This window comes from Geitlerinema sp. CS-897, assembly GCF_028368005.1.
GTDB lineage: Bacteria > Cyanobacteriota > Cyanobacteriia > Cyanobacteriales > Geitlerinemataceae > Baaleninema > Baaleninema simplex.
Window position 1 is genome coordinate 1 of record NZ_JAQNCQ010000165.1, and the last position, 19397, is coordinate 19397.

A 19397-nucleotide genomic window follows, 5' to 3' on the forward strand; every position below is an offset into this window, starting at 1 on the left:
CCCTCTCCCTATCCTCTCCATCCGTTCTCCGCGACATCGAACAAACCGGAGAACTGCGAATCGGCGTTCGAGACGACGCAATTCCTTTTGGCTACCGCGACATCAATCGCAACCTTCGAGGCTATTGTCTCGCGTTTGCCGAACTCTTACAGAACGAACTGCACGATCGCCTCGACTCCTCAATTCTCCCCGTTGTCAAACTGGTTCCGAGCAGTCCTTCCACTCGCTTCGATCTCGTCCGTAGCGGACGCGTCCACATCGAATGCGGTCCCAACACGATTCGCGACGAGATCGATGGCGTCACCTTTTCTCGCCCCTTTTTCTTAACGGGGTTGCGGTTACTGGCGTCTCAGAACGCCCGCGATCGCCTTAGAGAAAGCGAGGCTGGGGAGGGACTGACGATCGGTGTGGTGGCCGATACCGTCGCAGAAGAAATGCTGCGCGATCGCTACCCACAAGCCGATGTCATCCGATTTCGGGGCAGTGTCGCCACGGAACAGGGGGTGACGGCGTTACAGGGCAGTCTCGACGGTTTCGCAGACGACGAGGTGTTACTGTTGGGAGAAATGGTGAAGTTGCAACTGTCGCTGTCTGAATATTCGTTCTTTCCCGAAGACCCCATCACCTGTGAATTCTACGGTATGGTGTTACCGGAAAACGATCCGGAGTGGGCGGCGTTTGTCAACGCTCTGATTGAGGGCGATCGCGCAAACAATTTGTTACGCACCTGGTTTCGCGACGTGACCGATTACATCCTCCCCACCATCGACTATTGCCGCGAGGAATTGCGCGGTTGACTTTTACAGGGAACGGGGAACGGGGAACAGTAAGGACAGTACCTCATCACCTCATCACCTCATCGCCCCCTCTCCTCAATTCGAGGCAACTCCGCAATATTGATTGATTTCTACGGCCAGTTCGTCTACGTATCGGGCGGCTTGGTGGGCTTTGGCTCCGGCGGCTTTGACGTCGGCTTGGGCTTGGCGGACGCGATATCGCCCGGATTCGGTTCTGGGGGCAGTTTCGGCAGCGTCTAACGCCGTTCCCATCTGACGGTAGGCGTCGCTGAGTTCTCGGTAGGCTTGGGCGAAACGCTGTCGTTGCTGGCTGAGGGTTTCGTCCGTTACGTCGATCGCTCGTAACTGTCCGGCGATGTTGGCTAAGTCTTCGGCGAGGTTGTTGAGGGCGGCGGCGTCTTGCCCTTGAAAGGCGATCGCTTTGGCGTACCCTTGATTGACGCGATCGACGAGTTGGGTACATTGGGCGATTTTATGCTGGTTGGCTCGGTAGCGACTGAAGGCAACGGCTCCTCCGGCACTCATCGCCAAAAGGATTGCGGTGAGGATGATATGGGGAGTTCGAGTCCGTCTCGGGGGGCGTCGCATAAGCGATTTTCTCGGCAAACTTCAGGAATTTTAACATCCTGGTTCGATTTCGCGATCGTAACAATTCGGTAACGTCCGATACCGTCAAATCTTGAAAATGATATATTAAACAGTGAACCTATAAACTATAGTCTTAAAATTTTCTGTTTGCCATGAACAAAATCACTCGAAAAGCCGTCCGAGAAGCGGCTGAAACCCACCGCACCGCGATGATGCAAACCTTACAACGTCGTATGGAAGTCGCTCGCGCCAATGGCGACGAAAAGCTACTCCGTCAACTCGAGGCTGAAGCCAACTATCTTCGTTGAGCGATCGCGCGATCGACTCGTTTCCACTTGAGAGGGAGCGATCGCGATCGTTTCCTCTTTTATCCGATAAACCCCGAGTTTCTCTTTGAAGCCGGGGATTTGCCTTTTAAAGTTCGTCGAACTCCTCGCAGAGATCTTGTAAGTTCTGGTGTTGGCGGCGTCGGGATATCCGACGATACTTTTTCGAGGCCAGTTTGGGTTCGTAATAGCGGCGTCCGTCGCGGGTCGTTTTCATTTTCAGCGTCGATTCGCGATCGCCGAGTTGCTGCAAGGCGTCTTGACGGGCGATCGCCTCCTCGAGAAAGCTCAAATAATGCTCGTAGCGTTCCCAGTCGCCCCGAACGACACAGTTGGGTTCTTCCCGATGGAGACAGTCGCTAAACTGACAGGTTTGAAACTCCAACCGCTGTCGGATTTCGGGAAAACACCCGCCTAGTTCGGCCGGCGTACAGTCGAATTCCGGTTGGTTGAATCCGGGGGTATCTGCCAGCAATCCCCCGCTGGGTAACTCGAACAGTTCCACGTGACGGGTAGTATGGCGTCCGCGTCCCAATTTTCCCGACACGCGAGCGACCCGCAAGTTCGCCGAGGGAATCAGTCGGTTGATGGTGCTAGATTTCCCGACCCCCGACGGTCCTGCCAAAATGGTGATGCGATCGCGCAGGTGTTGCTGGAGTTCGTCGAGACCCAATCCCGTTAAAACGCTGAGGAACAGGGGATCGTAACCCCACGCTCTCAGGCGATCGCGCCACTGTCGGCGTTCGTCCTCCGCCACCAAATCGCTTTTGTTGAGACATAACTGCACCCCCAGTTGAGTCGATTCGGCTTTGACGAGAAACCGACTGAGTTGTACGGGATCGAGGGTGGGTTCTTCGATGGCGAACACCAGCAACACGCAATCGGCGTTGGCCACCGGGGGGCGATCGAGTTCGGTACGTCGGGGTAAAACCTCGGAGATCGCTCCCCGCTCCCCTTCCCAATCGGGTTCTTCTACCGCGACGCGATCGCCCACCATCACCTGTTGGCCGATTTTCTTCAAGCGCGTGCGGCGGGTACACAACAGCGACGATTTCGGCCAGCCCGCATCTGGGTCGAGTTGAACCTGATAGAAGTTAGCCTGGGTTGCTAACACCGTTCCCACCGGGAGCGTTTCGGAACAGGTCGGGGAACTCACACGCGGCTCGCTCATGCTCGGGGACGACGGACGTACAACACGAAAAACTCCGAGCGATCGTCGATATCTTCGACGGTATATCCGGCCACCGTCAGACTTTCGGGAACCTGTTCGATCGGTTCGCCGGGATCGAGCCACACTTCGAGCAGTTGACCCGGTTCCATCTGTTGCAGGCGCAGTTTCGTCCGCACGAAGTTAATCGGACAGGGCGTTCCCCGCAAATCCATTTGGGCGTCGGGGGTCGAGGTTGCAGGCTGGCTCACTTGAACAGTCCTCCTAAAAACCCTTCGACACCGCCTTTTCCAAAGCGATCGCCACGAAGTTTCGCGAGTTTTTCCAACAGTTCTCGCTCTTCGGTGCTGACTTTGGTAGGAATCTGGACGTTCACCGTCAAAATGCGATCGCCGCGACTGACGGGATTTCCCAACCGAGGTACACCTTGTTCTTCGAGGACGATCTGATGTCCCGGTTGCGTTCCGGGGGGAATCGTCACTTCGATGTCTTCTTTCCCGTCTAGAGTCCGAACGGGAATTTTACAGCCGAGAATGGCTTGTAAGTAGCTAATGTTAATGTCCGACAGGATGTTAATACCGTCCCGTTTGAATTCGGGATCTTCGTTGACGAACAGGTAAACGTACAAATCCCCCGGCGGTCCGTTGCGTTTTCCTGCGTCTCCTTCCGACTGTACCCGCAAGCGCGTCCCGTTATCGACTCCAGCGGGAATGGTAATTTTCAGCTTTTTAGTGACCTGTTTTTGTCCTTTCCCCGCGCAAGTGCCGCATTTTTCTTCGATGACCTGACCGCTACCGTTACAGGTCGGACAAACCGACACTTGGGTAAAGCTCCCGAAGGGGGTGCGGGTGGCGCGACGCACCTGTCCCGACCCGCCGCAAGTGCCGCAGCTACTCGGTCGCGTTCCCGGTTTGGCGCCGGTTCCATTGCAGGTTTCGCAGGTTTCGAGATGGCCGATGCGAATTTCTTTTTCGCCTCCGAATACTGCTTCGCGGAAGTCGAGTTTTAAGTCCAGGCGCAGGTCGTCGCCGCGAGTCGGTCCGCTACGGCGACGGGTTTGGGTGGCACCGCCGAATCCACTGAAAAACGTCTCGAAAATATCGGCAAATCCACCGGAAAAGTCGGAAAAGTCAGAAAAACCCGGACCGGCTGCGCCGGAGCTGACGCCTGCTTCGCCAAAGCGATCGTAACGATTTCGCAGTTCCGGATCTGATAGCACTTCGTAAGCGCGGTTGATTTCTTTAAACCGTTCTTCAGCCCCGTCTTCTTTGTTGACGTCGGGGTGGTATTTCCGAGCGAGTCGCCGGAAGGCTCGCTTGATTTCGTCTTTATCGGCGCTGCGAGAAACGCCGAGCAGTTCGTAATAATCGACAGCCATACGCGCTATTTACTGTTTGGGGGTTTTGGACACGACAACGAGGGGTGGAGAAACCGCCCGATCGCCACTCGGGGCGCTGGGGCGGAAATCGAGCTAGCCTTTAGAAGAACGGATTGTCTGGGTCGGCATCCGTTGAGGGCGGCGAGTCTGGGGTCGAAATCTCGAAGGGATTACTGCCTTTAGTCTCCTGTGACGGGGGTTTGCTTTCTTGACCCCGAGTGTTCGGTGGCGGGGTTTTGGGCTTCCGAGGCGGGTGTTTTTTGGGAGGTGTTAAGGGATCGTCGGGCGTCTGGGGAGGTGGAGACGCTTTCACGGCTCGGGACGATTTGTCCTCAGACAGCAAGGCTTCGAGATCTTGCAGTTCTTTATCTAAGTCTAAACTGAGTTCGTCGTCGAGTCGATCGGGTGACGGTTCTGAGTCTGGGGACAGGCTTCGATCGAAGTCTCCCGATTCGAGGGCGTCGAACCCGTCGGAAGACGGTAATGCCGTTTCGAGTTCGTCGCTTCCCTCGTCTGAGGGGGCTTCCCCTTGGTATACCGCCGAGCCGATGGCGAACAGGGTTTTTTGGAAGTCCGCCAGCCGCGATCGAATTTCTTCGAGATCGGGTTGTTGTTCTTCGAGGGCTTCCCGCAAGCGATGGGCGGTTTCGGTCACCTCGAGTTTCAGGCGATCGCTGACGAGATCGGCGTTGTGTTTGAGGGTATCTTCGTAGTTGTAAAACAGAGCGTCGGCTTGGTTTCGCAGTTCGGCTAACGCCCGCAGTTCTTCGTCCCGCTCGGCATTCACTTCGGCCTCTTGGCGCATCTGCTCGATTTCTTCTTGGCTCAAACCGCCGGTACTGGTGATTTTGATACTTTGAGCGCGGCCGGTACCTTTGTCTCGAGCTGAAACGTTGAGGATGCCGTTGGCATCGATTTCAAAGCTGACTTCGATTTGGGGAATGCCGCGTGGGGCCGGAGGAATCCCCATCAAGATAAATTTGCCCAAGCTCTTGTTATCTCTTGCCATCGCCCGTTCCCCTTGCAGGGCGTGGACTTCGACGGAGGTTTGACCGTCGGTGGCGGTGGAAAACATCTGAGATTTGCTGGTGGGAATGGTGGTGTTGCGCTCGATAATCTTGGTGAACACTTCTCCGAGGGTCTCGATTCCGAGAGACAGTGGGGTCACGTCGAGCAGCAGGACGTCTTGGACTTCGCCCCCGAGGACTCCGGCTTGAATGGCTGCGCCCATAGCCACAGCTTCGTCGGGATTCACCGAGCGATCGGGGTCTCGTCCGCCGAAGTACTCGCGAATTGCCGCTTGCACGGCAGGCATCCGCGTCGATCCCCCCACGAGGACGATGCGATCGATCTCTTCGGGGGCGATGTTGGCGTCTTCGATGGCGCGGCTGACCGGCTCGATGGTGTTTTCTACCAGCGGCTGCACCAGTTCTTCAAACTGGGTGCGGGTCAGTTCGACTTCGAGATGTTTGGGTCCGGTTTCGTCGGCGGTAATAAAAGGTAGATTTACAGCGGTTTTGGTGACGGACGACAGTTCGATTTTGGCTTTTTCGGCCGCTTCGCGTACCCGCTGCATGGCCATTTTGTCGCCCGAGAGGTCGATATTGCTCTGTTCTCGGAACTGTTCGACGAGCCAGCGGACGACCGCGCTGTCGAAGTCATCGCCGCCGAGGTGGTTGTTTCCGGCGGTGGCTTTGACCTCGAACACGCCGTCTCCGAGTTGTAGGATCGAGACGTCGAAGGTTCCGCCGCCGAGGTCGAATACGAGAACCGTACGATCGCCGTCTTTTTTGTCGAGACCGTAGGCTAAGGCGGCGGCGGTCGGCTCGTTGATAATCCGCAGCACTTCCAAACCGGCAATGGTTCCGGCGTCTTTGGTCGCTTGCCGCTGTCCGTCGGTGAAGTAGGCCGGAACGGTGATGACCGCTTGATAGACGGGTTCGCCGAGGTAGGTTTCGGCGTCCTGTTTGAGCTTTTGCAGGATCGTCGCCGAAATTTCTTGGGGGGTGTGGGGGCGATCGCGAATTTTAACGTCGACCGTATTGTCCCGTCCGACGATGCAGGTATAGGGTACCCGCGATCGCTCTTCTTCTGTTTCTTCCCAACGACGGCCGATAAACCGCTTGATGCTGTAGACGGTATTTTCGGCGTTCGTCACGGCCTGGCGCTTGGCCAGTTGGCCGACGAGGCGATCGCCCGATTTGGTAAACCCCACCATGCTCGGCGTGGTGCGTCCGCCTTCGGAGTTGGGAATGACGACGGGTTTGCCGCCTTCTAATACGGCAACACAGCTGTTCGTCGTCCCGAGGTCGATACCGATAACTTTTCCCATATCCCTTGGTGCGGGTGTGAACGTGAAGAGTTTCCAAGTCGGCGGGCGATCGTGGGGGTGAGGGGAATTTTCGAGCCAGAGCTACGAACCCTCTAACCCTTTTTGCGATCGACTGCCGCGACGCCCGCTTTCGCCTTCTAGCCTTCTATCCGATCGTCTCGACGAAAAAGCTTTTAGGCGTCCGACCCGTCGGATTCCGCCTCTTCTGAGCTTACCACGGGTTCCGGGGGAGCTGCCACTTTCACCATGGCATGGCGCAAGACGCGATCGCCGAGGGTGTAGCCTCGCATCAGTTCCCCCATCACGGTTCCTTCTGGGTATTCGTCGGTGGCTTCGCGCATAACGGCTTCGTGCAGGTTGGGGTCGAACTCTTCCCCTTCCGGGCGCATCGGTGCGACACCCAACCGTTTCAAGCAATCGACCATGAGCTTGTACACACTTTGATAGCTTTTATGGATGTTGGTTTCCCCGTCTGTTTGGGGTTTGATTTGCGTGCGCGCCCGCTCGAAGTTATCGACCACCGGTAACAGTTCTTGGAGAACCTCGCATTTAGCTCGTTCTTCGAGGGCTTCTCGCTCTTTTTCCGTGCGCTTGCGGAAATTGTCGAAATCGGCTTGCAGCCGCACGTACTGAGATTTCATTTCTTCAAGTTGCGCTGAAGCTGCTTCAGCCGTAACTTTCAGCGTCTCGAGCGTCGTCGCCACGTCTTCGGCGGCTTCCCGTTCGATGGCTTCGCGAGCGGCTGCTTCAGCTTCGATCGCCGTCGGATCGATCGCCTCTTCTGTCGGCGTTTCTAGTTCTCCTTCAGCGGACGCGCGTTCGGATTCGCTCGCTTCGGCGGCCGCTTCCGTGTTTTGGGCTTCAACTGCCGTTTCGGAACTCTCTTGGGCGGTGGCTTGGCGCTCGTTCTCGAACTGCTTTTCTTCGTCCATGTCTGACTTCCCTTTGCAATATTCCAACGCTTACGGTTTGAGTCGAAGGCGTTCGCGGCGAGGCGCACGACTTCGACGGTCGCCCGTCGAACTGTCGTTTGACGTATCTTACGACGGAACCTCTAACGCCGCCGCTACTTTGTCGGCGACGCGATCGCCCCACTGCAACTGTTCGAGACTGAGTGGTTTTCCCCAAAACAGCGAGTCTCGAACGACACTCGAGCGGGTCGGAGGCCGGCGACATCGATATAAAAGGCTCGCCACCTCTTTGAAGAATCTTAACATGGGGTGCTGGAGGGGTACAGGAGAGTCAAGCGCGAAGCGGTCAGAGGCTAAAGGCTTCCCGAAAGCCGTCCCCACACCTGCTAGGTCGAGTAAGTTAGACTTGTCAAGTAGTGGTGTTCGCCCCGAGCCGAATCGAACTAACACGACTACTCTTCCCCTCGCAATTCGACGCTAGACATCCACCATGACTAATCTTTCCTCTGGCGCATCCAAAGCTCGGCGTGCGTTAGTCGTCCAGACAAACTTTTCTCCTTTCGGAAACAAACTCATTCAAGCGGGTCACGTCAGCCCCGATCAAATGAGTCAGGCGCAAGAAGTCTGCCGAACTAAAGGTCTACCCTTAATCGAGGCGATCGAAGGGATTACGGGAAAACCTTTGCCGCCTGAATTTATTCTTCAATACAAACGCCAGCAACTCTTCGAGCTTAAAATTCTCTACGGAGTCGAATCCTTCGATCCCGAAACCGCAGAAATTTCACCGGGTCAAATCAAACGTTTGCTCGAACTGGTGTCGGTCGATAGCTGTCGCCGCTATCGTTTCGTTCCCTTAACCACTCAGGAACAAGCCTTAGTGGTGGCGATGGTCGATCCGGACAACCTCGAAGCTCAAGACGAACTCCGCCGCATTTTGCGATCGCAGGAGTTAGAGCTACAACGGCGAGCGATTACCTTCGACGATTACCAGCAACTGATCTCGCGCTATCTCGACGAACAAGTCAAAAAAGAAGCCGAAAACCAGCGACGGGAACAGGAAGAGAAAAACGCCATTACCCTCACCGATATCAATCAACTGGCGGGAGGTGAGGACGAACTCGAAGAAGCCCCCGAAGAACACCAAGAACTCGACACCGAACCGGACACTGAAGACAAAAGCGTCATCAGCCTCGTCAACAAAATTCTGCGAAAAGCGCTAACCGATGCTGTTTCTGACATTCACGTCGAACCTCAAGAAGAGTATCTCCGCATCCGCATGAGGAAAGACGGCGTACTGCACGAGCCGTTCCCCCGTCTCCCTAAAGCGATCGTTCCGGCAGTCACGTCTCGCTTCAAAATTATCGCCGATTTGGACATCGCCGAACGCCGCCAAGCTCAAGACGGACGGATTCGTCGGATTTTCCAAGGTCGTCCAGTAGACTTCCGGGTCAACTCTCTCCCGACGCGCTACGGCGAAAAAATCGTGTTGCGGATTCTCGACAACTCGTCGACGCAATTGGGTCTCGACAAGCTCATTACCGATCCCGAAACCTTGCAGAAGGTGCGAGACGTCGCCAGTCGTCCCTTCGGTTTGATTCTGGTGACGGGGCCGACGGGGTCGGGTAAATCCACCACGTTGTATTCGATTTTGGCCGAACGCAACGATCCGGGGGTCAATATCAGTACGGCGGAAGACCCCATCGAGTACGCTCTCGAAGGGATCAGTCAGTGTCAGGTGATTCGGGAAAAAGACTTGACGTTCGCCAACATCCTACGGGCGTTCTTGCGACAAGACCCGGATATTATTCTGGTGGGTGAGACTCGAGACAAAGAAACGGCGAAAACGGCGATCGAGGCGGCACTGACGGGACACTTGGTCTTGACGACGCTGCATACGAACGACGCAGCCGGGGCGATCGCGCGTCTTGACGAGATGGGCGTCGAACCGTTTATGGTATCGGGGGCGTTACTGGGAGTTCTCGCTCAGCGTTTGATGCGCCGCGTCTGTGGTGAATGCCGCATTCCCTACACTCCGACGCGGGAAGAACTAGCCCGCTATGGAATGTCGTCGTCGGGTCAAGTGGATGCGACGTTCTATAAAGCCAATACGATTCAGGCGAGCGATCGCAAAGATCTCCTCAACAGCGGCGAACTCTGTCCGAAATGTAACGGTGTCGGCTACAAAGGTCGCGTTGGGGTTTACGAGTTCCTACAAACGACTGAAGAACTGGCGGTCTTGATTAACGAAGGCGCTCCCACCGAACGCATTAAGGAGAAAGCCGTCGAACAGGGGATGAAAACCCTTCTCGCTTACAGCCTCAGCCTGGTGCAACAAGGTTACACCACCTTTGAGGAAGTCGATCGCGTCACCTTTACCGATTCGGGTTTGGAAGCCGAACTCAAAGCCAAACGCAAGAGTTCGCTCACGTGCAACACCTGCGGCGCGGGATTGAATTCCGAATGGATGGATTGCCCGTACTGCATGACGCCGCGTTTCCAAGACTGAGGGAGATCGACGGACCAACCCAAGCTCGGCGAGTTGGAGCGTTCCACCCCGCATCGCACGACAGTTCCCAGTTGAAATTGAAAAAATCCAGTTCCATGGCGCTAGACGACCCGATCGAGGACGTAATAGAGTCGTCGATCGCACCGGGTGTCTCCGAAATGCCCGTTTAAGCGGGAGCGCCGCTCTTTTTCCGTATTCGCGGAAAACCCAACTTGTCGCTATTCTCAGGCAAATTCATTTTTGCCCAACGGTAAAATAAAAACACGAATTGGGCTGTTGGAGCGTCCTGCCACTGAGCTTTTGACAACAGCCTCACACTCGAACTAGGAGGAATTCAGTCCCATGGCGCTAGACGACCCGATCGAGGACGTAATGGAGTCGTCGATCGCAGCGGGTGTCTCCGAAATACCCGTTTAAGCGGGAGCGCCGCTCTTTTTCCGTATTCGCGGGAAACCCAACTTGCCGCTATTCTCAGGCGAATTCATTTTTGCCCAACGGTAAAATAAAAACACGAATTGGGCTGTTGGAGCGTCCTGCCATTGAGCTTTTGACAACAGCCTCACACTCGAACTAGGAGGAATTCAGTCCCATGGCGCTAGACTACATGATCGAGGACGTAATGGAGTCGTTGATCGAACAGGGTGGCTCCGATATGCACATTCAAGCGGGAGCGCCGATCTTTTTCCGTATTAGCGGGAAACTGACCCCCCAGCCGCAGTTTGGTGAATCTCTTGCGCCAGACGAGTGCCAACGCCTCATTTTTAGTATGCTCAACAACAACCAGCGAAAAGATCTCGAGCAGAACTGGGAACTCGACTGTGCCTATGGGGTGAAAGGGTTAGCCCGATTCCGAGTCAACGTGTATCGCGAACGGGGCTGTTTCGCCGCCTGTCTGCGGGCGTTGGCGTCGTCTATCCCCAATTTCGAGAAATTGGGCGTTCCCGAAATTATGCGCGAAATGGCCATGCGGCCTCGCGGAATGGTCTTGGTTACGGGACAGACGGGGTCGGGAAAAACTACGACCATGGCGGCAATTCTGGATTTGATCAACCGCACGCGATCGGAACACATTCTTACCGTCGAAGACCCGATCGAGTACGTTTTTCCCAATATTAAAAGTTTGTTCCACCAACGGCAAAAGGGCGAAGATACGAAGAGTTTTGCCAACGCTCTCAAGGCGGCGTTGCGGGAAGATCCAGACATTATTCTGGTGGGGGAAATGCGCGACCTCGAAACGATTTCGCTGGCGATTTCGGCGGCAGAAACGGGTCACTTGGTTTTCGGGACGTTGCACACGAACTCGGCTTCGGCAACCATCGACCGGATGCTCGACGTGTTCCCCCCCATCCAACAGCCGCAAATTCGCGCGCAAATGTCGGGGTCGCTGGTGGGGGTTTGTTCGCAAAACTTGCTGCGGAAAGTCGGCGGTGGACGCTGTGCGGCTCAGGAAATTATGGTCAACACCCCTGCGATCGGCAACTTGATTCGGGAAGGGAAAACCAGTCAGATCTATTCGTCGATTCAGATGGGATCGAAGGTCGGAATGCAGACGATGGAGATGTGTTTGGCTCGGTTGGTGAACGAGGGCAAAGTCACCTATGAAGAAGCCCTCTCGAAAACCTCGAAAGTCGACGAGTTCGATCGCCTCGTCGATCCGCGCGTCAAAGCTGGGGGCGCTCCCGCTGCCGCGCAAGGGACGAAGCGAGCCAAAGCCAAGCGTTAGGTCTGTGTGGCGGTCGGGGAACGGCCGCCTCTGTATTGTGATTGTTAGGGAACTGAGTTATGACGAACGCTGCACGGGTCGAATCGAAGGGATTTGACATCAACGAATTTGGAGAGAAGATCTCCGCTGCCATTACGAGCGTTACGGTTAAGGATAAAGCCATCTTTTCTCGTCAGTTCGCGGCTATGTTTAACGCGGGCGTCGGGATGTTGCGATGTTTGAGCGTTTTGAACGAGCAGTGTAGCAACCCTAAACTCAGAAAAGCGCTGGTTCAAATTCGAGATGAAGTCGAACAGGGGGGCAGCCTTGCAGAAGCGATGAGCCGACACCCCGGCTGTTTTGACAAACTCTATGTCAGTATGGTCGCGGCAGGGGAAGTCGGCGGGGTTCTCGACGAAGTTCTCAACCGTCTGGCGATTCTGCTGGAAAAATCAGCGAAGCTCCAAAACGAGCTGAAATCGGCGATGTCTTATCCGCAAACGGTCGGAGGTATTGCGGTCGTCATCTTTTTGGGCATGACGATTTTTCTGCTGCCGACGTTTACGGGGATTTTCGACCAGCTCGATGCCGAACTTCCGGCGTTTACTCAGATGATGATGACCATCAGTTTCTTTTTGCGCGGACCGACGCTGCCGGTGGACGTGCCAGATGCTGAAAGCTGGGTTGAGGAACGCAATTACGCGGTTCTCATTTTTGTGGGAATTATCATCGGAATCGCGTTCGCAATCCGTGCTTATTACCAAACCCCTGCCGGCCGTTTCCAAATTGACGGATTGCTTCTGAAGGCTCCGATTTTTGGAGACTTAATTGAAAAGTCGGCTGTGGCGAGTTTCTGTAACGTTTTTGGAACCTTGACTCGTTCGGGGGTTCCCATTCTCAACGCGATGGAAATCGTGCGGGATACGGCAGGCAACGAAGTCATTGCCGACGCGATCGACTATGCCAAAGACCAGATTCAGGAAGGGGGCAGTATTAGCGAGGCGTTCCGAGAGCGGGGCGTGATGCCCGCTTTGGCGGTTCAGATGATGTCCATCGGCGAGGAAACTGGGGAACTCGATAAAATGCTGATGAAAGTGGGGGCGTTTTACGAGGACGAGGTCGAACAGGCGATTAAAGGACTGACCTCGATGCTCGAACCGCTCATGATCGTGGTCATCGGTGGGATGGTGGGATCGATCCTGCTGTCGATGTACTTGCCGATGTTCTCGGTGATGGATGCGATCGGTTGATTCCTGGCTGCAAGTCTAGGCTTCGAGCTGCGAGAACGAGGTGTTGTCGAACACCTCGTTTTTTTGGTCTTGTTTTTTATAACGAACGTTAGATATAATAAATACAGTCTTCGAGATGTCACCCAAAGTTCGCCACCTGTCCCGAACTATGCCGAAAATCGTCGATCGCGAAGAGTATCGCAAAGAAATCTTGCTCGAGAGCTTCGAGTTGTTCGCTCGCAAAGGCTACGAAGCCGTGACGATGCGGGAAATTGCGACCACTGCCGGGGTGACGACGGGAACTCTGTATCACTACTTCCCCAATAAAAAATCTCTGTTCGAGCAACTGGTGGAACTCCTGTGCGAAGAAGATCTGGCGATTTACCGAAACAGTCTCGGGAGCGATACGTCGATAGACGATCGCATCGCCCGAGCGTTTGATGTCGTCGAGCAGAACGAGGATTTCTATTTGAAGATCCTGTTCGTCATCGTGGATTTTTACAGACAGCAAAAGAACGAAGGGGTAGCCAACGACGACGCGATCGCGACGATCGCCGCCCGCTGGCAGGCGGAATGTGCCGAGTTGACGGGAATTCGCGATCGCCGATTACTCAGTTTCATCATGTGCTTTTTCAACGGCTTACTCCTCGAACGGATGTTTGAAGGTCACACGCTGTCTTACAGCGAACAGTACGAGCTGTTTCGAGAGATGTTCGTGTCCTATCTCGACTCCCATCCAAACACCATCAAAAACGACAAAAAATCGTGAAGAAGCTGAAAAATATGAGTAAAGACGGATTTCTACTGCGATCGCACGAGAGTTTCAGTCTCTCTGACCCTTTTTCTGTGTCTTCTCCTCGACCCAACGCGTCTCGTTCACAAAAAACGTCACCTCGTAAGCCCGAGATTCACCGATGACTGCGCGATTTGTCCCCCAAGTTCCCCTAAACCGACGCGCGATCGCCACAGTTGCCATCGCGATCGTCGTTGGCTTTGCAGCGGGTCAGTCCGTCGAACCGTTCCTGAAATTACTGCACTCCCCATCGACCGAAAACGTTTCCAGTCCGGCGATCGCACCACAACCGCGTCCCGTTACTGCCCTCGGACGACTGGTTCCTCAAGGCGAAGTGTTGCGCTTGTCCGCCCCCGTTTCTGTCGAAGGCGTGAGAATCGATCGCCTGAGCGTCGAAGAAGGGGATTTCGTCAATGCCGGTGAAGTCGTGGCGGTGTTAGACAATCTCGATCGACGAACCGCCGATCTCGAACTGGCACAGGCGCGAGTGGAGGCGGCGCGATCGCGACTGGCACAAGTTGAAGCCGGGGCAAAAACTGGAGACATCGAGGCGCAAGCGGCACGGTTCGAGCGTGTCAGAGCCGAACTCGAAGGTCAAATTGCCAGCCAGCGGGCGCATTTAGCCGAACTCGAAGCCAGTCGTCAGGGAGAACTAGCCGAACAAAGCGCCACCCTCGAGCGCGTCAATGCCGAGGTGCGGTACGCCAAAACCGAATGTCGGCGGTACGACAGCCTGTATCGCGATGGGGCGGTGTCTGCATCCGAGCGCGATCGCCTGTGTTTGAACGCTGACACGGCGGGAGAACGCTTCAGCGAAGCCGTTGCGACTCGCGATCGCATCGCCACGACGCGCAATGCGGAAATTCGTCAAGCTCGAGCAGAACTCGAGCGCACCACAACAACACTCCAACGACAAATTGAAGAAAATCGCGCCACCTTGAACGCGATCGCGGAAGTGCGCCCCGTAGACGTGCGAACTGCCGAAACCGAAGTTCGCCTCGCCGAAGCCGAAGTTCTCCAAGCCGAAGCGGACTTAGAACAGTCGTTCGTGCGATCGCCCGTGGCGGGTCGAGTGTTGGAAATCCACGCGCGAACTGGAGAAGTCGTCGGAGATGCGGGAATTTTGGAAGTCGGACACACCCAAAGCATGGAAGCGATCGCCGAAGTGTACCAAACCGACATCGGACGGGTAGAACTGGGACAGAAGGCGACGATAACCAGTCCCGTTTTTGAAGGAGAACTCGAGGGGGAAGTGGTGCGCCTGGGAACGCAAGTGAGCCGTCAAGAGATTTTCAGCACTCAACCCGGTTCCGATGTCGATCGCCGCGTGGTCGAAGTGCGAATTCGCCTCACTCCCGACGCCAGCGATCGCGTCCGCGATTTAACTCATCTCCAAGTTCGGGTTTCCATTCAACCGTCGCGGTGAAGAGATGAAGACAGTCGCCAGCCTTTTACAGTAAGCAGTCAACAGTCACCAGTGAGGTGATGAGGCTAAACTTTTACCTGTTCGCTATGCTCACTCTTCCCTCTTCACTCTTCCCTCTTCACTCTTCCCTCTTCCCTGAAGAAGTTCCCCTGTTCCCTGTTCCCTGTTCCCCATTCCCGATTCCCTGTTCCCCATTCCCGACTCCCATGCTTCCCATTGCTTGGTTACAACTGACTCGAGAAAAAACGCGATTGATGACAGCGATCGCGGGAATTGCGTTTGCAGACGTGCTGATGTTCGTCCAGGTGGGGTTTCAAAGTGCGTTGTACGCCAGCGCCCTCGGACCTCACAACAGCATCAACGGCGAGTTGGTTCTCGTCAATTCCACCTATCAAACCATTTTTTCCATGAAAGGCTTTTCGCGGCGTCAGTTGTATCGACTGCGAGCGATCGAGGGTGTAGAAGATGTGAGTTCGATGTATATCGGTTCGGCGGATTGGAAAAACCCAGAAAACGGGACGAGTCGGGTAATTTTAGCGTTTGGAATCGATCCGGTACAGCCGACGTTGAACCTTCCGGAAGTGCGAGAGAATCTCGATCGCCTCACAGAGATCGATCGCGTGTTGTTCGATCGCGCGTCTCGTCCCGAATACGGTGCGATCGAATCTTTATTTCAACAAAATCCCGCTTTAGAAGTTGAAGTCAACGAAACTCGTATGCGTGTGGTGGGATTTTTCACGTTGGGCGCATCTTTTTCCGCAGAAGGTAATTTTATTTGTAGCGATCTAACCTTTTTGAGAATCTTCAAAAATCGAGATCCCGAACAAATTGAAGTGGGCGTCATTCATCTCGAGTCAGGTGTCGATATCGAAACTGCCAAACAGGAAATTCAACAGTTTATTACATCAGACACAAAAGTTTTAACCCGAGAAGAATTTGCCAATATGGAACGAGATTATTGGGCAAACAGTACCGGAATCGGGTTTATTTTCAGCTTGGGTGTATTCGTAGGATTTCTCGTTGGATTAGTGATTGTTTATCAAATTTTATATTCCGACGTATCCGACCATCTCCCCGAATATGCAACGTTAAAAGCAATGGGATATCGAGACTCTTATTTACTAAAAGTTTTAATTCAAGAAGCCATTATTTTAGCCGTTTTAGGATATTTACCCGGACTGGGTGTCTCTTGGTGGCTGTACGAACTCACAAGAACCTCAACATTTTTACCAATTTACATGACAGTTTCTCGCGCGTTAAATTTGCTGTTAATTACAATTGTGATGTGTAGTATTTCCGGTGCGATCGCCATTCGCAAACTCAGAGATGCCGACCCCGCAGACGTTTTCAATTAAATCAAATCCATCCAAAACTCTAAACCGTGAACTTTAAACCCCTCTGTGTCCTCTGTGTCTCTGTGGTGAAACCCTCTTAAAAAAACTTGTTGGGCGTCCCTCCCTTCAATCCCACCGCCAAAAACATGAAACCAGACAGCATCGTTTCAATCCGCCAACTCAACTACGCCTTCGGACAAGGAAAACTGAAACGAAACGTCTTGTCCGATATCGAGCTGGACTTAAAATCCGGTGAAATTGCCATGATTGAGGGTCCATCGGGTTCTGGAAAAACGACTTTACTGACCCTAATTGGCGCATTGCGATCGCTTCAAAATGGCAGCCTGAAAGTCTTCAAAAAAGAACTACTCGGTGCATCTTACGACGAACGCGTGCGAGTGCGCCGAGGTATTGGCTACATTTTCCAGGCACATAATTTACTGAGTTTTCTCACCGCCAAGCAAAACGTTTGGATGTCGCTACAACTGCACCGAGAACTCACAAAAAACGAAGCCGAAAACCGCGCCAAATCGATTTTAAGTGCCGTTGGATTGGGCGATCGCCTCAACGATTACCCCGATAGCTTGTCTGGCGGACAAAAACAACGAGTCGCGATCGCGCGGGCGCTAGTCAGCCGTCCGCAATTGGTTCTCGCCGACGAACCCACCGCTTCTCTAGATAGCAAATCGGGGCGGGATGTCGTGGAATTAATGCAGCAACTCGCCCGAGAGTTCGGAAGTTCCATTCTCATCGTCACCCACGACGCCCGCATCGTTGATATTGCCGATCGCGTGTTATATCTCGAAGACGGACGGTTGACACGAGACGAGAGAAACCACAATTAACGATCGATCGCGATCGAGGTTAATCGGGGTGCATTTCCTAATACACAAGGTTGGGTGGAGCGGAGTGGAACCCAACAGCCGATCGAGCGAGTACTGAGAGCGCGTATCCGATAAATTTACATTTTTGAGATGCACCCAAAAATATTGCGATCGCGGCTTGGAATTGTAAGTTTATACTTTCTAACCTCTCAATTTGGTTTCACCACAGAGGCACAGAGAACACAGAGAATTAATCATAAAAAAAGGGAAAAGGTGGGCAATGCTGCCCACCCTGAAAAACTCCCTAATAATTGGTTCCCGATTTACGATGGTGAACGGCGGTTTTCGTATCCGCATCGAAAACATTTCCACTGTTAACTGTCGCGTAAACAAGCCAGTGGTCGCCGCATTCCATGCGGTTCTTCACCGTACAATCCAAATAGGCGATCGCATCTTTTAAAACTGGCGAACCGTTCTCCGATTCCTCTACGTTTACCCCTTCAAATCGGTCTTCTCCCGGCTTGAATGGCTTGAGAAAATGCTTCATCAATCCGAGATGTTTGCCTTCTCCCAAAACGTTTAACACGAACGGACGCTCGTGGTGGAGTAACGACTCGATCGCTCGTTCTTTCGCCACCGCAACCGTCAACCCCGGCGGGGAAAACGTCGCCTGAGAGACCCATGAGGCTAACATAGCACTTGACAAATCACCCTGTTTTGTGGTAAGAACGCACAGCGAGCCGACAATGCGTCCGGTGGCTTGTTCGACGTTGCTGGCGGGTTGGCGGGGGGTGCGGACTTTCTTGGCTTTCTTGAGGGTTTGGGCGAAGTCCGTTCCGATTTCCTCGCAGGTTTTCAGCGTCACGTCCGTGGGTTTGAACTTGACGCGAATCGGGTTGAAGCCGAACTGATATCCGGCGTTGCGAAGTTTGCTTTCGAGGAGGTCGATCGCTTCCCCACTCCAGCCGAACGACCCGAACACCCCAGCTAACGCGGTTTTTGGAACGCTGGACAACACGATACCCAACGCGGTTTGAATCTGCGTCGGGGCGTGACCGCCTAAAGTGGGAGAACCGATGATGAAGCCGGAACATTTCTCAACCACCGCTTGAATGTCTTCCGGGGCGGCGACTTCGCAGTTAATTGACTCCACCTGAACGCCAGCTTTCGTCAGTCCTCGGGCGATCGCCTGACCGATGGTCGCCGTGTTTCCGTAAGCAGATGCAAACAGCAACGCCACAGTCACATCTTTTCCTTTCTGTTCCTGACTCCACTGACGATAGGAATCGGTGAGTTCTTTCATCCCGTCGCGGACGATGGGGCCGTGACCGGGGGCGTAAAACCGTACCGGGGGAAGGGACGCGAGTTTGTCGAGGGCGGTTTCCACTTGACGGGCGTGGGGCGCCATCAGACAGTCGAAGTAGTAGCGGCGATCGTTGGCGTACACCGACCAGCCTTCGTCAAACACTTGGTCGCCGCAAACGTGCGCCCCGAAGAATTTGTCGGTGTAGAGGATTTGGGTTTTGGTGTCGTAGGTGGCGAGTCCGTCGGGCCATCTCGGCGTCGGCGTTGGGGTAAACAGCAAACGGTGTCCGTTCCCCAAGTTCAAGGTTTCTTCGCCGCGCATGACTTTGATTTTCACCTTACGGTCTTCCATGAACGATCGCAGGGCGATCGCACCAGGGTTGGAACAGACGAAGGTAATTTGCGGGGCGATGTCTAGTAAGGCTTTGAGAGTGACGACGCGGTTGGGGTTCACGTGACCCACCACCACGAAATCGATCGTCGTTACGTCGATACGCTGCTGGAGAGCCTCGAGGAAAATTTCCGTAAACGACTCGCCAGGAGGGTCGAAGAGGGCGGTTTTGTTGCTGCGGATGATGTAACTGTTGGCGGTGGTTCCCCGTTGTAGGGCGTATTCGATTTCAAACCGCAACCGTCCCCAACTGCGCGATCGCACGATCGTCGTATTTTCTGCAATGGGTAAAACTTGAACGTCTCTCGGTTTTTCGATCGCAGTGGTAGTCATTTCTCTTTCACAGAACGGGGACAAACAGAGCCGGGGAGAGGGGGAGAAGGGGAG

General features: G+C 54.3%; 17 protein-coding genes. 9 read left to right on the forward strand and 8 right to left on the reverse strand.

The window, feature by feature from the left end; translation table 11 throughout:
• Positions 1-797 (forward strand): transporter substrate-binding domain-containing protein (locus POG22_RS10265; protein ID WP_498905116.1); only part of this gene is annotated, 797 nt, incomplete at its 5' end.
• Positions 798-872: 75 nt separating this feature from the next.
• Here POG22_RS10265 and POG22_RS10270 read toward each other — a convergent pair.
• On the reverse strand, positions 873-1385 hold the full coding sequence (locus POG22_RS10270) for a hypothetical protein (RefSeq protein WP_498905117.1): 513 nt from the start codon (positions 1383-1385) through the stop codon (positions 873-875).
• A gap of 152 nt (positions 1386-1537) precedes the next feature.
• Between POG22_RS10270 and pirA the strand changes: the two genes are divergently transcribed.
• Positions 1538-1693 (forward strand): arginine synthesis PII-interacting regulator PirA, encoded by a 156-nt coding sequence (pirA, locus tag POG22_RS10275; RefSeq protein ID WP_017661964.1) that lies wholly within the window; start codon positions 1538-1540, stop codon positions 1691-1693.
• A gap of 106 nt (positions 1694-1799) precedes the next feature.
• Here pirA and rsgA read toward each other — a convergent pair whose 3' ends face one another.
• From rsgA to POG22_RS10305, 6 genes are all read right to left on the reverse strand, one after another.
• Positions 1800-2882 carry a small ribosomal subunit biogenesis GTPase RsgA gene (gene rsgA / locus POG22_RS10280; protein ID WP_498905119.1) on the reverse strand — a complete coding sequence of 361 codons (1083 nt, stop codon included), beginning with the start codon at positions 2880-2882 and terminating at the stop codon, positions 1800-1802.
• Positions 2879-3094 carry a sulfurtransferase TusA family protein gene (locus POG22_RS10285; protein WP_051044159.1) on the reverse strand — a complete coding sequence of 72 codons (216 nt, stop codon included), beginning with the start codon at positions 3092-3094 and terminating at the stop codon, positions 2879-2881. Before POG22_RS10285 ends, rsgA begins: the two co-directional genes overlap by 4 nt.
• Before the next feature lie 32 nt (positions 3095-3126).
• Entirely contained in the window at positions 3127-4257 is a 1131-nt protein-coding gene (gene dnaJ / locus POG22_RS10290; protein ID WP_017661961.1) for a molecular chaperone DnaJ, read from the reverse strand.
• A 100-nt stretch (positions 4258-4357) separates the two neighbouring features.
• Complete coding sequence (dnaK, locus tag POG22_RS10295) at positions 4358-6589, reverse strand: molecular chaperone DnaK (RefSeq protein ID WP_063716334.1); 2232 nt, start codon at positions 6587-6589, stop codon at positions 4358-4360.
• Positions 6590-6762: 173 nt separating this feature from the next.
• Positions 6763-7521 (reverse strand): nucleotide exchange factor GrpE, encoded by a 759-nt coding sequence (gene grpE / locus POG22_RS10300; protein WP_063716332.1) that lies wholly within the window; start codon positions 7519-7521, stop codon positions 6763-6765.
• Positions 7522-7629: 108 nt separating this feature from the next.
• Entirely contained in the window at positions 7630-7806 is a 177-nt protein-coding gene (locus POG22_RS10305) for a hypothetical protein (RefSeq protein WP_017661958.1), read from the reverse strand.
• Between the two features lie 184 nt (positions 7807-7990).
• Here POG22_RS10305 and POG22_RS10310 point away from each other — a divergent pair, with 184 nt between their 5' ends.
• The 7 genes from POG22_RS10310 to POG22_RS10340 all read left to right on the forward strand — a co-directional run bounded on the left by POG22_RS10310 (position 7991) and on the right by POG22_RS10340 (position 17335).
• The gene (locus POG22_RS10310) at positions 7991-10006 is read left to right on the forward strand and encodes a GspE/PulE family protein (protein WP_063716330.1); all 2016 of its coding nucleotides are present in this window, start codon (positions 7991-7993) and stop codon (positions 10004-10006) included.
• Between the two features lie 589 nt (positions 10007-10595).
• A complete protein-coding gene (locus tag POG22_RS10315; protein WP_144053868.1) occupies positions 10596-11729 on the forward strand; it encodes a type IV pilus twitching motility protein PilT in 1134 nt (377 codons plus the stop codon).
• A gap of 59 nt (positions 11730-11788) precedes the next feature.
• Entirely contained in the window at positions 11789-12958 is a 1170-nt protein-coding gene (locus POG22_RS10320; protein WP_063716328.1) for a type II secretion system F family protein, read from the forward strand.
• Positions 12959-13073: 115 nt separating this feature from the next.
• Positions 13074-13706 carry a TetR/AcrR family transcriptional regulator gene (locus tag POG22_RS10325; protein ID WP_082901450.1) on the forward strand — a complete coding sequence of 211 codons (633 nt, stop codon included), beginning with the start codon at positions 13074-13076 and terminating at the stop codon, positions 13704-13706.
• 145 nt (positions 13707-13851) lie between these two features.
• The gene (locus tag POG22_RS10330; RefSeq protein WP_063716324.1) at positions 13852-15156 is read left to right on the forward strand and encodes an ABC exporter membrane fusion protein; all 1305 of its coding nucleotides are present in this window, start codon (positions 13852-13854) and stop codon (positions 15154-15156) included.
• A 206-nt stretch (positions 15157-15362) separates the two neighbouring features.
• Positions 15363-16511: an ABC transporter permease DevC gene (gene devC, locus POG22_RS10335; RefSeq protein ID WP_498905124.1), complete on the forward strand. Its 1149-nt coding sequence runs from the start codon at positions 15363-15365 to the stop codon at positions 16509-16511.
• A gap of 125 nt (positions 16512-16636) precedes the next feature.
• Positions 16637-17335 carry an ATP-binding cassette domain-containing protein gene (locus tag POG22_RS10340; RefSeq protein WP_063716320.1) on the forward strand — a complete coding sequence of 233 codons (699 nt, stop codon included), beginning with the start codon at positions 16637-16639 and terminating at the stop codon, positions 17333-17335.
• Between the two features lie 283 nt (positions 17336-17618).
• On the opposite strand, the gene POG22_RS10345 is transcribed toward POG22_RS10340, so the two are convergent.
• The gene (locus POG22_RS10345) at positions 17619-19343 is read right to left on the reverse strand and encodes a diflavin flavoprotein (RefSeq protein WP_498905126.1); all 1725 of its coding nucleotides are present in this window, start codon (positions 19341-19343) and stop codon (positions 17619-17621) included.
• Positions 19344-19397: the final 54 nt, after the last annotated feature.